The sequence below is a fragment of the Pilosibacter sp. NGB245 genome, from assembly GCF_057397225.1.
Genome location: NZ_CM171584.1, coordinates 1,504,760 through 1,520,436 on the forward strand (window position 1 = coordinate 1,504,760; position 15,677 = coordinate 1,520,436).

Sequence of the window (15,677 nt, forward strand, 5' to 3'; positions counted from 1 at the left end):
AGGAAAATGATAAACTGGATGGCAGGGGTCACGACATTTGTCGTGGCACTGCTCATCGTGATCGTACTTCTGGACACGGAACAGGATGGAGTTTCTCTGGCGGCAGCGTCCAGAACGGTCGCTCTGACGCTGGAGTCGGAGAGCGGGATCCTGGAAAATGCGCCGGAGACATCGAACTTTGACGAAAAACTTTCTGATCAGTGGTATGTAAAATATATGGATTACCTGTATGGGCAGGGATATCTTGACAGCGGGGTGATCCAGGCGGATGAGAGGAGCGCGACATCCGCAGTTACATACGCAGTCCTTTCGGACTGGGCGAAAAAGGCATCAGAGGAGGGAAACGGGGAAACCGATGCACTCCTTTCCTATGTGGATGCCGGGGACCGCGCAAAAAAAGCAGTTTCCAGCGAAAATTTCTGGAAATTTTATGATGCGTTCCGTGCAGCCGCAGATCCGGAAAGGGCGGTTGCCGAGGTCGAGACGGATCTTTACGGGACTCCGGACAATGTGGACGGAGCTCCGGCATGGACGGCATACACAAGGGACGGGACCTTCCAGTTTGAGGGACTTTATCTGGATAACTATATTGACCGGAAGATCCGGTTCCTGGCGAGAGACGATGAGATCTTAAAGGTGGAGACGATGGTCTCTGACGAGATCGTCTACGAGAACGCCTGGATCTCTGGATTTTCCGGGCGGACTGTGACCGTCTTTATCGGAAATATCCAGAGGGAATTTCCGGTAAAGGGAGTATTAAAGGATGAGAGTGAGATCTCTGGCCAGATCGGGGATCTGTATTTAAAGGGCGGTCAGCCAAAGCGGCTGGTGCTGAAAAAAGAAAAGATCACCGGAACCGTTCTTGCGGTCCGAGATACGGAGATCGAGATCGATGGCTACGGCAGTGTGCCGCTGGCGGATCAGTTTAAGATCTACCGCACATACGGGGTCCTGAGGGAGCAGCAGAAAAAGGACATTCTTGTCGGTTACCACATGCAGGAGTTTGTGGTCGCAGACGGGGAGATCTGTGCGGCACTCACGACGGAGAAACCGGATATCGACGCGATCCGTGTCCTGATCATGACAAATGGTTTTAAGTCTCTGTTCCACGACTCGATCACGCTTTCCTGTGATTCGATGGCGGTCCTGGAATACGGGGATGAGAAGGATGCGAAGACAGAATCCATCGCGGCAGGAGAGACGGTGACGATCAAGCCGGGCGACTCCAGACTGGCAAGCGGACGTCTTACCTTCAAATCTGCCAACGATGGCGGGATGATCACGGTGCACAGCTTAGAGCGTGCCCAGGGAACTCCGGTCTATCCGGGACATATGGAGATCACGGAGGAGCGCGACGGACTGCTGCTCTTAAACGAGGTGGATCTCGAGGAATACTTAAAACGGGTAACGCCGAGCGAGATGCCGCCGACTTATGAGCTGGAGGCACTGAAGGCTCAGGCGATCTGTGCGAGAACTTACGCATGGCGCCAGATCCAGGGCAACGCCTATTCCACTTACGGCGCCCATGTGGATGACAGCACGAATTTCCAGGTATACAACAATACATTGACGTATGATTCCACGGATGCTGCTGTGAATGAGACGTTCGGGCAGCTTCTGGAATACAACGGGGACCCGATCGAGGCGTTCTATTACTCCACATCCGACGGACATGGAACCGACGGAAGTGTGTGGGGAGCGGATGCGTCCAACACGCCGTATCTCAGAGCAGTGACGATCAACGACAAGGCGAAAAAGCTGGATCTGACTTCGAATGAAGCGTTTGAGAACTTTATCAAAGATGAGAATACAGATGCTTACGATTCCGATTTCCCGATGTTCCGCTGGAACACAAAGACGACCAGCACGATCCTGGATGAGAAGATCGGCGGTGTCGGCCGGATCACAGGACTTACGATCACGTCGAGAGGGGCCGGCGGATACGCGAAGACCCTGAAGGTCGTGGGAACGGAAGGTTCCAAGACATTCTCCGGACAGAGCAAGATCCGCAGCGTTCTTGGAAATTCATCGCTTGTATACAACAGAAAAGACGGATCAACATCCACGGGATGGGATACACTTCCGAGCGGCTTTATTTACATCGAGAATAACGGCACCGATGAAAACCAGGTGACGACGTTTACGATCTATGGAGGCGGTTTCGGGCATGGCGTCGGCATGAGCCAGAATGGCGCCCAGGGCATGGCAAAGCAGGGAAAGACCTGCCAGGAGATCCTGAAGTTCTTCTATGATGGATGCGGGCTGATGGATATCAGTGAAGTGAATTGATCGAATTGAATATCGAAAAAAGGTCCATGAAAAGTAACGAATGATCACTTTCATGGACCTTTTTTGTCTGACAGGAAATTCAGATGGAACTTCCTGCTAAACAAACTTTTTTTATTAACAAAGAAGAATGGTGCTGTAAAACTATTTCCGGTACAGATATTTCGGCACGCCGTTTTCCATCACGCGCTTCGGCTCGCCCTGGATCAGCGGGAGAGCGTAAGCGAGGAAATCATCGGTGATATCGTTTCCTGCTGCGGAGATCCATTCCTTCGGGAATTTTTTCTCCTGGTTGCAGATCAGGCTCACATCCTCCGCTGCACAGTGCATTGTGTACGGAACATCGGAGTCACGCTTGAAGGCGATCATCTTTTTTGTCTCTCCGGCGAGGACAGCCTTCACACCGGCAGCACCGGCCATGGCAGCTTCCTCGATATCAGTCTCGGATACCATCATTCCGCTGCAGCGCTGGTTGACGTTCAGCTCGATCGAGCGGACTTTGACGCCGAATTTGTCACGCACAAAGCTCTCTAAGACTTCGCCGCATCCGGTGAGCATCTTGTGACCGAAGGAGTCGAGTTTTGCGGCGTCGGAGTATTCACAGATGAATGTGCCGCCCTCATCGGCGATTCCCTCAGAGACGCATACGACGAGGTTCGGAGACTTTTTGAACGCTTCCTCCAGGTCTTTATAGAACTGCTCTAAGGAGAACGGAGCCTCCGGAAGGTAGATCAGATATGGATTGTCGCCTTCGTATTTTCTTGCCAGTCTGGAAGCCGCGGTGAGCCAGCCTGCGTGGCGTCCCATGATCTCGACGATCGTGACGGATTTCTGCTGGTAGACAGAGGCGTCGAGGACGATCTCGCGGACCGTGGAAGCGACATATTTTGCAGCACTTCCGAATCCCGGTGTATGGTCGGTGAGGACCAGATCGTTGTCGATCGTCTTCGGAATTCCGATGAATTTCACGTCACTGCCGATCTTCTCCGCGTAGCGGGAGAGCTTGTCGACGGTATCCATGGAGTCGTTTCCGCCGACATAGAGGAAGTAACCGATGTTCATCTCACGGAAATTGTCAAAGATCGCCGGATAGACTTCACTCTCGAGGTCTGCCGGAAGCTTATAGCGGCAGGAGCCGAGGTATGCGGCCGGAGTCAGCTTTAAGAGCTCCAGTTCTTCATCGGAAAGATCTGTGGAAAGATCCATCACATGGTCTGCGAGGAAACCTTCGATCCCGTTGATCATTCCAAGTACATGTCCGTCCGTACCGGATTCCTTAAATGCTTTGACTGCTCCGTAAAGACTTGCATTGATGACGGCGGTCGGTCCGCCGGACTGTCCGATTACAAGGTTTTTCATAAGATTCTCCAATCTGAGTAAATTTGCAGCGATCCGTCTGAGAACTGACCGGTCTCGCAGCAGATGAACTTCCTCCCGGATCTTTCGGGATGGAAGTTCAGGATTCGTTTCTGTATTTATTATAGAAAAAGGTGAATGGAAAATCAATCATCTTTTGAGCTGGTTCGATAAAGTTCGTATGATACAACTGCGGTCGCAGATTTTGCTGCGGAGAAATTTTTTTAGAGGTGTATAAAACAGGAAAAACAGGCAATCCTATGATCAGTACCAAAGAAAAAGATTAATACTTATCCTCCCCTTTTTAATACCTTGCCCGTTTGCCTGGTGCAGCGGGTGAGGTATTTTTTGAAAAATGAGGAGGAATACAACGTAAAAAGTTATATTCAAAATATTTGAATGGAAAAGCTTGACAAAGCATATACAAAGGATTACTATCAGAATTAATAATATGGTTATAAAAACTACATCATATAGGATATAAAACAAAATCAATGGGAAAGGAATGCAAAAACGATGAGCAAAAAAGGATGGAAAGCCGGCGCAGTCCTGGCAGCGGGAGCAGGGATCACAGCGGTACTTGCGGCGAAGAAACGGGGAAACAGAAATGCAGAAAAGACAGACAGGTCTTTTGCGGGAAGCAGGTCTGACTACCGCAACACGGAACTCGGAAAGCATGATAAGAACAGCAAGGGGATCTACTACACAAACGGAAACTATGAGGCATTCGCCCGCCCGGAAAAACCGGCGGGGATCGAGGAGAAGTCGGCGTACCTTGTGGGAAGCGGCCTTGCGTCCCTGGCGGCGGCCTGCTTCCTTGTCCGTGATGCGCAGATGCCGGGAAAGAACATCCACATTTTAGAGGCGATGGACATTGCCGGCGGTGCCTGCGACGGGATCGACGATCCGACGAGAGGATATGTCATGCGCGGCGGCCGTGAGATGGAAGACCATTTCGAGTGCCTCTGGGATCTGTTCCACAGTATCCCGTCCCTGGAGATCCCGGGTGCGTCCGTTCTCGACGAATATTACTGGTTAAATAAACATGATCCGAACTATTCCCTCTGCCGGGCGACGGAACACCGCGGGGAAGATGCCCACACAGACGGGAAATTCCGGCTGAGCCAGAAAGGCAGCATGGAGATCATGAAGCTCTTCTTCACAAAGGATGAGGATCTCTACGACAAGACGATCGAAGACGTGTTTGACGATGAGGTGTTCCGTTCCGATTTCTGGCTTTACTGGCGGACCATGTTTGCCTTTGAAAACTGGCACAGCGCCCTGGAGATGAAGCGGTACTTCCAGAGATTCATCCATCATATCGGAGGACTCCCGGACTTCTCCGCACTGAAATTCACCCGATACAACCAGTATGAATCCCTGATCCTGCCGATGCAGAAATATCTGGAGGCAGCAGGCGTGGAATTCCGGTTCGGCACGGAAGTCACAAACGTCCGCTTTGAGATCAAAGACGGAAAGAAGACGGCCCGTGCCATCGAGTGCCGCACAAAGAACGGGGAGATGGAGATCCCGCTGACGGAGAAAGACCTGGTATTCATCACAAACGGAAGCTGCACGGAAGGAACGATCTACGGGGATCAGGATCATGCACCGTTAGGAGATGCGGAAGTCCGCAGCAGCGGCTGCTGGAGCCTCTGGAAAAAGATCGCGGCCCAGGATCCGGCTTTTGGACATCCGGAAAAATTCTGCTCCGATATCGAGAAGACAAACTGGGAGTCCGCGACTGTCACAACCTCGAATGAGGAGATCATCGACCAGATCAAAAAGATCTGCAGACGTGATCCGAGAACAGGAAAGGTCGTCACCGGAGGCATCGTGAGCTGCCGGGATTCCAGCTGGCTCTTAAGCTGGACGATCAACCGTCAGGGACAGTTTAAAAACCAGAAAAAGGATGAGGTTTGCGTCTGGGTATACAGCCTGTTCACCGATGTTCCGGGAGATCATGTGAAGAAACCGATGAAAGAGTGCACCGGTAAGGAGATCACAGCTGAGTGGCTGTACCATCTCGGAATCCCGGTGGAGGACATCGACCGGCTTGCCGGGGAAGCATGCAACTGCACACCGACGATGATGCCGTATATCACAGCATTCTTCATGCCGAGAAGAGCCGGCGACCGCCCGGATGTGATTCCGGACGGATCTGTGAACGCGGCCTTCCTTGGACAGTTCGCAGAGACACCGAGAGATACGATCTTCACGACCGAATATTCTGTCCGCACGGCCATGGAAGCTGTTTACGGACTTTGCGGCGTGGACCGCGGTGTGCCGGAGGTCTGGGGCAGCGTTTACGATGTGAGAGAACTTCTGGACAGCACCGTGAAGCTGATGGACGGAAAGTCTCCGCTCGAGATGAAACTTCCGATGCCGTTTGAGATGATGAAGAAACCACTTCTTAAGAAAATCGACAGGACGATCGTAGGAAAGCTTCTGAGAGATCATGATGTTCTGAAGGACTGGATGTTAAAATAAGAAAAACACGGGCAGCGCACGGACTGGAGAAGTCCGTGCGCTGCTGTACGCAGTAGGAATTTTCTAAACTGAAAATTCCGTACAATACAGTTGTGGCAGCAGATTTTGTCGATTCGGAATGCGAAGCATCGGCAAAATCCTGTTACAGTACGCGGGCATGGAGTGCCCGTGTACTGTGCGCTGTTTTTAAGAATTCGTAAGGGAAAATGAATGGATTCCGGGGAAGATCTGCGGTAGGATATAGAAAACGGAACGATCCGGAAAACGCGGATCCCGATCTGCGTCGGCGTTCCGGCGGATAACGACGAATAAAACAGGATTTGGAGAAGAAAAGTATGAGAAAGTATGGATTATATCTTTTGATCGCGGTTGGTCTTCTTGCGGGCTGCCAGAAAAAATATACGGCGATGGATACGACGACTGCACAGACTTCTGCGGAAGAGACAAAGACAACAGAAAGTGCAAAAGTGACGGTATCGGAAGAATCAAAAACATCCGGTGAGACAGATGCAAAGGAGCCGGAAAGCACAGGAAAGCTGGATCCGATCCCGATCGCGGTGACAGGCGAGTACGATGGGGAGTGGGACGACAGCCAGACTCCGATCATCACGTCCCGGTGTGACAGGGTCTTTGTCCAGGGAGACGGATATGAGGCGTTAAAGAGTGCACTCTCGGCAAAAAATGATGAGATGGCGGCTGCGCACAAAAAGGAATACGAGGAGTATAAAGTGGAAGCGATAGACATGCGGAAAGAGTTTACAGACGCAAAGTTCACGTATGCCTGCAATTATGAATTCCAGCCGATCCGTTTTGACGGGGCGGTTGCCAGCATGTCCTGGCTGAAGTATTATGATATGGGCGGTGCGCATCCGACCGCCTACAACGATTATTACAATTTTGATACACAGACCGGAAAACAGCTGGAGCTTTCTGATATGGTGAAAGATATGGACGGATTCCGGAGCTATGTAAAGGAAGAACTTGCGGGACGCGCGGCGGACGGAGAGCTGTTCGATGGCTATGAAGATACGGTGGACACGCTGTTTGATGGAACGAACGCAGATTCCAGCCTGGAGTGGGCCATCACGGAAAATGGGGTGAGCGTTTACTTTGCTCCATACGAGATCGGACCGTATGCGGCGGGCGAGATCGAGATCGCTGTCCCGTTTAAGGACCATGAGTTGATGTTTGAGGAAGCCTACATGGGTGCTTCCACGGATGGATGGGCAAAAAAAGTGGATCCGTGGGATACCGTGACTTATCGTTCAGGGGATGTGGACGCAAGCGTCTGCTATACATATGAAGAGCCGGAGACGGAAGATGACTTTACAAGAAAACTCACGATCGAGCGGGAACAGAACGGGAAAAAGGATACGTTTACCGAAGATGTTTACGGAAAGATCGGGGATACCTGGCTTGTCATGACGGATGACGGACGTTCCTATCTCTACATGGAGCTTTCCAGTGAAAATGACTGGAAGACCATGGAGGTGTATGATCTGAACGGTGAGAAGGTGGCGAAAGCCGGCAGTTCCACAGACAGCGTAAACGGCGCGCCGATCCAGACTCCGGATGCTTTTTATCTCACAAGACGGATCGATGCGCTCGGAACATACAGTGCGTACCGGAAATTCCATGTGGGAGCGGACGGTATGCCGGAGGCGGACGGAAATGTGTATACAAAGATCCGCACTGCCGATTCCCATGAAGACGAAATGCCGCTCGTATCGACGAGAGCGCTGCCGGTAACACTTTTCAGAGCTGACGGAAGCGAGACGGAGGCAACTATGCCGGTCGGGACTAAATTCTATGTGAGAGCGACGGATGAAGAGACGTTTGTGGACATGGAACTGGAAGACGGAAGAAAATGCCGGATCGCGGTCAGACAGTCCGGCGATGGCTGGGGATTCCTGATCGATGGTGTCTCCGAGGAGGAGTGCTTCGAGTTTGTTCCGTATGCGGGATGATGATTTGCTTGACAAACCATATCCTCATGCTAAAATGGACTTATACAGAGTTGGCGCCCGCATGCGCGGAGACGGCAGCAGAACATGATTATGAGAGATAACAGGAGGGGGAACCAATGAAATTTTTCATTGACACAGCCAATGTGGAGGAGATCCGCAAAGCAAACGATATGGGAGTGATCTGCGGAGTTACGACAAATCCGTCCCTGATCGCAAAAGAGGGAAAAGATTATGTTGAGACCCTGAAAGAGATCGCGTCGATCGTAGACGGACCGATCAGCGGCGAGGTAAAGGCAACGACAACGGACGCGGAAGGAATGATCGCAGAGGGACGTGAGATCGCGAAGATCCATCCGAATATGGTCGTAAAGATCCCGATGACCGTTGAGGGATTAAAAGCAACAAAGGTCCTTGCATCGGAAGGAATCAAAGTAAATGTTACCCTGATCTTTTCTGCAAACCAGGCACTTCTCGCAGCGAGAGCAGGTGCAGCTTATGTATCTCCGTTCGTAGGCCGTCTTGATGATATCTCCCAGCCGGGTATCGACCTCATCGAAACTGTTGCCGAGATCTTCGCACTTCATGATATCGAGACAGAGATCATCGCAGCAAGTGTCCGCCACACGATGCATGTGACAGAGTGTGCACTCGCAGGTGCTGATATCGCAACGGTTCCGTACAAAGTGATCGAGCAGATGACACATCATCCGCTGACAGATCAGGGAATCGAGAAATTCCGCAAAGACTATGAAGCAGTTTTCGGCAAATAAGAAAAATTCATGAGGACGCCTCCGGGCGTCCTTTTTTTGCGCGCTTTTTTGTGATAAAGAGGTAGAGGGAAGAACAGTAAAGACACAGAAAAGCAGATTTTGAATGATAAGAGAGAGCAGGACATTGGGAGATGTGCACTGTGTTAACCGGTAAAAGCTTTACCGGATCATAAAACAGATCAGAATAGTTTATAAAAACAAAAAAAGAACAAAGAATACATATAATATAGACAATTCAAAAAGAAAGGTGACAAAGAAAAACATGGAAACACCAGAAACAAAGAAAAATAAGGCGGCATCCGCCGTCATCCAGACCGCGATCATCCTGTTCTGCCTCACGGTCTATGCCGCAGGAGTCGTTCTCTTCATCCTTCCGTCGGACATGATCGCGGCGGGGGCCACGGGCCTGGGACTTTTTGCGGAACACTACTTCGGGATCCCGCTCTCCGGCTTTGTGGCGATCTTTAATATCGCCATGTTCGGACTCGGATGGCTGGAACTCGGAAAGAAATTTGCGGCGACAACACTGGTCGCGACTTTTTATTATCCATTTATCCTGAACAGGTTAAGCGCGCTGGCGGGAAACTTCGTTTTCACAAAAGATCCCATGCTCTGCGCGATCTTTGCAGGAGTGATGATCGGATTTTCGCTGGGGATCGTGATCCGCTCCGGAGCGTCCACCGGCGGCATGGATATTCCGCCGCTCGTGCTCCAGAAGCGGCTTAAGATCCCGGTTTCCGTGTCCATGTACGTGTTCGACGTGGCGATCTTACTGTCCCAGCTTCTTTTCCGTGACCGGGAAAAGATCCTTTACGGGATCATCATGGTCATGATCTACACGGTGATCCTGGACAAGATGCTCATGATGGGCAAAAAGCAGGTGCAGGCGAAGATCATCAGTGAAAAATATGAGGCGATCAACCTTGCAGTACAGCAGCAGCTTGACCGCGGGACGACCCTGTTCAAGGTCGAGGGCGGTCATCTGAGAAAGCCGTCCATGGCTGTTGTCACCGTTGTTTCCGGACGGGAGCTCCAGAAACTGAACCGGATCGTCATGGATATCGATCAGGAAGCATTCATGGTGGTCCATCAGGTCGGAGAAGTCCGTGGGCGGGGCTTTACGGAGATGAAACGCCATCTGGAAGCAGGAGGTTTAAAAAATTAACTGCATCACGAGACAGGCATTAGAAAAAAAGTTTCTTAAATTTTTCTGACGAAAAGGGATAAAAATGTTGCTAAAGCGGGGAAAAACTCCTTGAATTTTGCATCAAATCCGTTTATTATTACACTAGGCAGAAATTTGATTTTCGTCAATTTAAGGAATAATGGAGGAAAGCAAAATGACAAAAACGTCGGCAATCAACAGAATTCATGATTTGCTTGATGACAACAGCTTTGTTGAAGTTGGTGCTTATATTACTGCCAGAAGCACTGATTACAACATGCAGTCTCAGGAAACCCCTGCAGATGGTGTTGTTACCGGTTATGGCACGATCAATGGCGCTCTCGTCTATGTGTACAGCCAGGACGCGTCTGTTATGGGCGGATCCATCGGTGAAATGCACGCAAAAAAGATCGAGCAGCTCTATCATATGGCCATGAAAATGGGTGCTCCCATTATCGGGCTTGTTGACTGTGCAGGTTTAAGACTCCAGGAGAGCATGGATGCCCTGGACGGCTTCGGCAAACTTTATGTCTGCCAGGCAATGGCATCCGGTGTGATCCCGCAGATCCAGGCTGTGTTTGGAAACTGCGGCGGCGGAATGGCTGTGGCATCTGAAATGGCTGATTTTACATTTATGGAACAGGAAGCAAAAATGTTTGTGAATGCTCCGTTTGTAATCGCTGAGAACGATGCTGATAATTCCAGCGCTGAGTACCAGGCAAAAGAGACAGGAAACGTATGCGCGACTGGCTCCGAGAAAGAAATTTTCACCGAGATCAGAAACCTTGTTTCCATCCTTCCGGCTAATAACGAGGATGACATGTCTTACAGCGAATGTGAGGATGACTTAAACAGAATCTGCACAGATATAGAGAACTGCGCAGGCGATACATCTATCGCACTGTCCATGATCTCCGATGATAGCTTCTACATGGAAATGAAGAAGGACTACGCACCGGAGATGGTAACGGCATTTATCCGCTTAAACGGAGCTACCGTTGGCTGTGTTGCAAATCGCAGCGAAGTTTATACAGACGGCGAGAAGACTGCTACTTATGACGCAGCCCTTACCGCAGCAGGATGTGAGAAAGCAGCAGCATTTGTAAACTTCTGCAACGCTTTCGAGATCCCGGTACTTACACTCGTCAATGTAGATGGTTACAAGAACTGCAAATGCAACGAGAAGAAGATCGCGAAGGCGGCAGCACGCCTGACCTACGCGTTCGCAAACGCTGACGTTCCGAAGGTAACTGTCGTTGTCGGCAAGGCAAACGGAACAGCAGGTCTTACCATGAACAGCAAGTCCATCGGTTCTGACATTGTATACGCATGGAAGAACGCGAAGATCGGCGTTATGGAAGCAGCACCGGCTGTGAAGATCATGTATGCTGACGAGATCGCAAAGGCTGACAATGCGGCAGCCCTGATCAATGAAAAAGCAGCACAGTATAATGAGATGCAGGCAAGTGCACTTGCGGCAGCAAAGAGAGGATATGTAGACGATATCATCGAGGCTTCCGAGACAAGACAGCGTGTAGTTGCTGCATTTGAGATGCTGTTCACAAAAAGAGAGGATCGTCCGTCCAAAAAGCACGGAACGATCTAATATGAGGTGGCTGAAATATGAAACAGAGAATTAGAAGAATCTGGCTTGCACTCTGCATGGCAGTTTGCCTCTTCGCGCTTGCAGGATGCTCTGCAGCTGCTGACACCGCTGAAACAATCGATCCGCAGATCGAAATGGCGATGCAGTCCGGCTCCCAGCAGTACCTGGATCTGTTCAACCAGATGGATGATGCTTCCATCGAACAGGCCCTTGCAACAAGCGTAAAGAACAAAGATACTGTTATGGAGAATGCGTTAAAATCCTGGGATTCCATTAAGGATGACCTTGGCGCGTTCGTTTCCAGCGAGACAGCAGTCGTTACAAAAGGTGATGACGGCTATATCGCAAGAATGAACACCGTTTACGAGAAGAGAGCGATGGAATTCACTCTGATCGCGGACGAAGATCTCAGCAAAGTTGAGACAATTTCCTTCTCCCCGGTTTACACAACAGGCGAGAAGATGGCGAAAGCCGGAATGAATACCTTAATGGGTATGGGCGTTGTATTCGTAGTCCTGATCTTCATCAGCTGGCTGATCAGCATGTTCAAATACATCAGCGTATTTGAGGCAAAGATGAAAGCAAAGAAGAATGCGGCAGCGCCAGCACCGGCTCCGGCGGCAGCACCGGCTCCGGCGGCAGCACCGGCTCCGACAGCAGCACCGGCTGAGGAGGAGAACCTTACCGATGATACAGAACTCGTTTCCGTAATCACAGCAGCAATCGCAGCTTACGAGGGAAAAGAGACTGTTGACAACGGACTTGTAGTCCGCTCCATCAAACGTGTTTCTAACAGAAACTGGAATTAATATTATCAGGAGGAAATCACAATGAAAAATTATACAATCACAGTAAACGGTAATGTATATGAAGTAACAGTAGAAGAGGGCTTCACAGGCGCAGCTTCCGCACCGAAGGCAGCTCCGGCTCCGAAGGCAGCACCGGCAGCAGCACCGAAGGCAGCTCCGGCACCGGCAGCAGCTCCGGCAGCTCCGGCTGGCGCAGCAGGCGCAGTAGCAGTTACAGCTCCGATGCCGGGTAAGATCCTTGGCGTTAAGGCATCTGCAGGTCAGGCTGTTAAGAGAGGTCAGGTTCTCCTGATCCTTGAAGCTATGAAGATGGAGAACGAGATCGTTGCTCCGCAGGACGGCACTGTTGCAACAATCAACGTTGCTGTTGGTGATTCCGTAGAGCCGGGTGCTACACTCGCTACATTAAACTAATTTTCTGCTGACTGCAGATTCCACATGGAGGGATTAACATGGAATACATTCAAAATACACTTTTGAATCTTCTTCAGCAGACAGCATTCCTGAATTTAAGCGTAGGAAACCTGATCATGATCTTAGTTGCGTGTATCTTCCTTTACCTTGCGATCGGAAAAGGATTTGAGCCGCTTCTTCTTGTACCGATTTCCTTTGGTATGCTGCTTGTAAATATCTACCCGGATATTATGCTGAGCATTGAAGATTCTTCTAACGGCGTTGGAGGACTTCTTCACTACTTCTATTTACTGGATGAGTGGAGTATTCTTCCGTCCCTGATCTTCATGGGTGTAGGCGCGATGACAGACTTCGGTCCGCTGATCGCTAACCCGAAGAGCTTCCTTTTAGGCGCTGCCGCACAGTTCGGTATCTACGCCGCTTACTTTATGGCTATTTTCATGGGCTTCAACGACAAGGCAGCCGCAGCGATCTCCATCATCGGTGGTGCTGATGGCCCGACATCCATCTTCCTTGCAGGTAAGCTTGGACAGACAGAGTTCATGGGACCGATCGCCGTAGCAGCTTACTCCTACATGGCCCTCGTTCCGATCATTCAGCCGCCGATCATGAAACTCTTAACAACGGAAGAAGAGAGAAAGATCAAGATGGAACAGCTTCGTCCGGTATCCAAACTTGAGAAGATCCTCTTCCCGGTTATCGTTACGATCGTTGTTTGTATGATCCTTCCGACAACAGCTCCGCTCGTTGGTATGCTTATGGTTGGTAACCTCTTCCGTGAGTCCGGCGTTGTTAAACAGTTACAGGAGACAGCTTCCAACGCTCTTATGTACATCGTTGTAATCGTTCTCGGTCTTTCCGTTGGCGCTACAACAAGTGCTGAGAGATTCTTAAAAGTTACAACCATCAAGATCGTTATCCTTGGACTTATCGCGTTCGCGTTCGGTACAGCAGCCGGCGTTATCTTTGGTAAGCTCATGTGCAAGGTAACTGGTGGTAAGGTTAATCCGTTAATCGGTTCTGCCGGAGTATCCGCAGTTCCGATGGCAGCCCGTGTATCCCAGAAGGTTGGTTCTGAGGCAGATCCGACAAACTTCCTTCTGATGCATGCAATGGGTCCGAACGTAGCAGGTGTTATCGGTACAGCAGTTGCTGCCGGTACCTTCATGGCTATCTTCGGAGTTTAATTGAAACCGAAACTTTTGATATAGGGGAGGTCTGCTCAGGCAGATCTCCCGGTAGGAGGATAATAAAATGGCAGAAGTTCAGAAAAAGCCGGTTAAGATCGTTGAGACCGTTCTTCGTGATGCGCATCAGTCTCTCCTTGCAACAAGAATGACGACTGAGCAGATGCTTCCGATCGTTGACAAAATGGATAAAGTTGGCTACCACGCAGTAGAATGCTGGGGCGGCGCTACTTTTGATGCCTGCCTGCGTTTCCTGAAAGAAGATCCGTGGGAGAGACTCAGAAAGCTGAGAGCCGGTTTTAAGAACACAAAGCTCCAGATGCTGTTTCGTGGTCAGAACATCCTTGGATACAATCATTACGCGGACGATGTGGTTGAGTACTTCGTACAGAAATCCATCGCAAACGGAATTGATATTATCCGTATTTTCGACTGCCTGAATGATATCAGAAACCTTGAGACTGCCGTTAAGGCGACAAAGAAGGAAGGCGGACATGCCCAGATCGCCCTTTGCTACACATTAGGCGATGCGTATACACTTGATTACTGGAAGAATATCGCTTCCGAGATCGAGAGCATGGGCGCTGACTCCCTCTGCATCAAGGATATGGCTGGTCTTTTAACTCCGTATGCGGCTTCCGAGCTCGTTACGGCATTAAAGCAGGGCACTAAACTGCCGATCGACCTGCACACGCACTATACCTCCGGTGTTGCTTCCATGACATACTTAAAGGCTGTGGAAGCAGGCTGTGATATCATTGACTGTGCAATGTCTCCGCTGGCTCTCGGTACATCCCAGCCGGCAACAGAAGTTATGGTCGAGACATTCCGCGGAACCAAGTATGATACTGGTTACGACCAGAATCTGCTTGCAGAGATCACCGATTACTTCACTCCGATCCGTGAGGAAGCTTTAAAGAGCGGACTCCTGAATCCGAAGGTTCTCGGTGTCAACATCAAGACTCTCCAGTACCAGGTACCGGGCGGAATGCTTTCCAACCTTGTTTCCCAGTTAAAGGAAGCAGGACAGGAAGACAAGTACCGCGCAGTGCTTGAGGAAATCCCGAGAGTAAGAAAAGATTTCGGCGAACCGCCGCTTGTAACTCCGTCCTCCCAGATCGTTGGTACACAGGCTGTTATGAACGTTCTTTCCGGCGAGAGATACAAAATGGTTCCGAAGGAATCCAAGAAGATCATGATGGGCGAATTTGGTAAGACGGTGAAACCGTTCAACAAAGAAGTCCAGAAGAAGATCATCGGTGACGCGACTCCGATCACCTGTCGTCCAGCAGATCTGATCCCGCCGCAGTTACCGAAATTCGAGAAGGAGTGCGCACAGTGGAAGCAGCAGGATGAGGATGTTTTATCCTACGCTCTGTTCCCGGCTGTAGCGAAAGACTTCTTCGAGTACCGCGAAGCACAGCAGACGAAGGTTGACCAGAAGACTGCTGACAAAGCGAATAAAGCTTATCCGGTATAATTTTGCAGTAAATCTGAATATCAATTGACGAAAAAAGTGAGTCCGGCATTTCCGAGAGGAGGTGCCGGATTTTTTTAACAGGAAATTCCGATGGAACTTCCTGTTAAAAAAAGGCACTGCGTGCCTAAGATGCACACTCGCGCGAAG

Annotated in this window: 11 protein-coding genes; 10 read left to right on the forward strand and 1 reads right to left on the reverse strand. The window is 50.2% G+C overall.

Annotated elements, in window-relative coordinates; all coding sequences use genetic code 11:
* The first annotated feature begins 6 nt into the window (after window positions 1-6).
* Window positions 7-2,289 carry a SpoIID/LytB domain-containing protein gene (locus ACXMYH_RS06870; protein ID WP_486555763.1) on the forward strand — a complete coding sequence of 761 codons (2,283 nt, stop codon included), beginning with the start codon at window positions 7-9 and terminating at the stop codon, window positions 2,287-2,289.
* A gap of 141 nt (window positions 2,290-2,430) precedes the next feature.
* Here the strand turns inward: ACXMYH_RS06870 and ACXMYH_RS06875 are convergent, their stop codons facing one another.
* Window positions 2,431-3,645 (reverse strand): 6-phosphofructokinase, encoded by a 1,215-nt coding sequence (locus tag ACXMYH_RS06875; protein WP_118296881.1) that lies wholly within the window; start codon window positions 3,643-3,645, stop codon window positions 2,431-2,433.
* A gap of 513 nt (window positions 3,646-4,158) precedes the next feature.
* On the opposite strand from ACXMYH_RS06875, the gene ACXMYH_RS06880 reads away from it, so the two are divergent.
* From ACXMYH_RS06880 to ACXMYH_RS06920, 9 genes are all read left to right on the forward strand, one after another.
* Window positions 4,159-6,132: an oleate hydratase gene (locus tag ACXMYH_RS06880; RefSeq protein WP_142411219.1), complete on the forward strand. Its 1,974-nt coding sequence runs from the start codon at window positions 4,159-4,161 to the stop codon at window positions 6,130-6,132.
* A 335-nt stretch (window positions 6,133-6,467) separates the two neighbouring features.
* The gene (locus ACXMYH_RS06885) at window positions 6,468-8,099 is read left to right on the forward strand and encodes an RsiV family protein (RefSeq protein WP_486555764.1); all 1,632 of its coding nucleotides are present in this window, start codon (window positions 6,468-6,470) and stop codon (window positions 8,097-8,099) included.
* A gap of 116 nt (window positions 8,100-8,215) precedes the next feature.
* A complete protein-coding gene (gene fsa / locus ACXMYH_RS06890) occupies window positions 8,216-8,869 on the forward strand; it encodes a fructose-6-phosphate aldolase (protein ID WP_118320870.1) in 654 nt (217 codons plus the stop codon).
* A gap of 262 nt (window positions 8,870-9,131) precedes the next feature.
* Window positions 9,132-10,034: a YitT family protein gene (locus tag ACXMYH_RS06895; protein WP_486555765.1), complete on the forward strand. Its 903-nt coding sequence runs from the start codon at window positions 9,132-9,134 to the stop codon at window positions 10,032-10,034.
* Window positions 10,035-10,209: 175 nt separating this feature from the next.
* The gene (locus tag ACXMYH_RS06900) at window positions 10,210-11,640 is read left to right on the forward strand and encodes an acyl-CoA carboxylase subunit beta (RefSeq protein WP_486555766.1); all 1,431 of its coding nucleotides are present in this window, start codon (window positions 10,210-10,212) and stop codon (window positions 11,638-11,640) included.
* A 17-nt stretch (window positions 11,641-11,657) separates the two neighbouring features.
* Complete coding sequence (locus tag ACXMYH_RS06905; protein WP_486555767.1) at window positions 11,658-12,449, forward strand: OadG family transporter subunit; 792 nt, start codon at window positions 11,658-11,660, stop codon at window positions 12,447-12,449.
* A gap of 21 nt (window positions 12,450-12,470) precedes the next feature.
* Window positions 12,471-12,863 (forward strand): biotin/lipoyl-containing protein, encoded by a 393-nt coding sequence (locus ACXMYH_RS06910; protein ID WP_215702830.1) that lies wholly within the window; start codon window positions 12,471-12,473, stop codon window positions 12,861-12,863.
* A gap of 38 nt (window positions 12,864-12,901) precedes the next feature.
* On the forward strand, window positions 12,902-14,050 hold the full coding sequence (locus ACXMYH_RS06915) for a sodium ion-translocating decarboxylase subunit beta (protein WP_015554843.1): 1,149 nt from the start codon (window positions 12,902-12,904) through the stop codon (window positions 14,048-14,050).
* 67 nt (window positions 14,051-14,117) lie between these two features.
* Entirely contained in the window at window positions 14,118-15,530 is a 1,413-nt protein-coding gene (locus ACXMYH_RS06920) for an oxaloacetate decarboxylase subunit alpha (RefSeq protein ID WP_118320878.1), read from the forward strand.
* The last annotated feature ends 147 nt before the right edge of the window (window positions 15,531-15,677 follow it).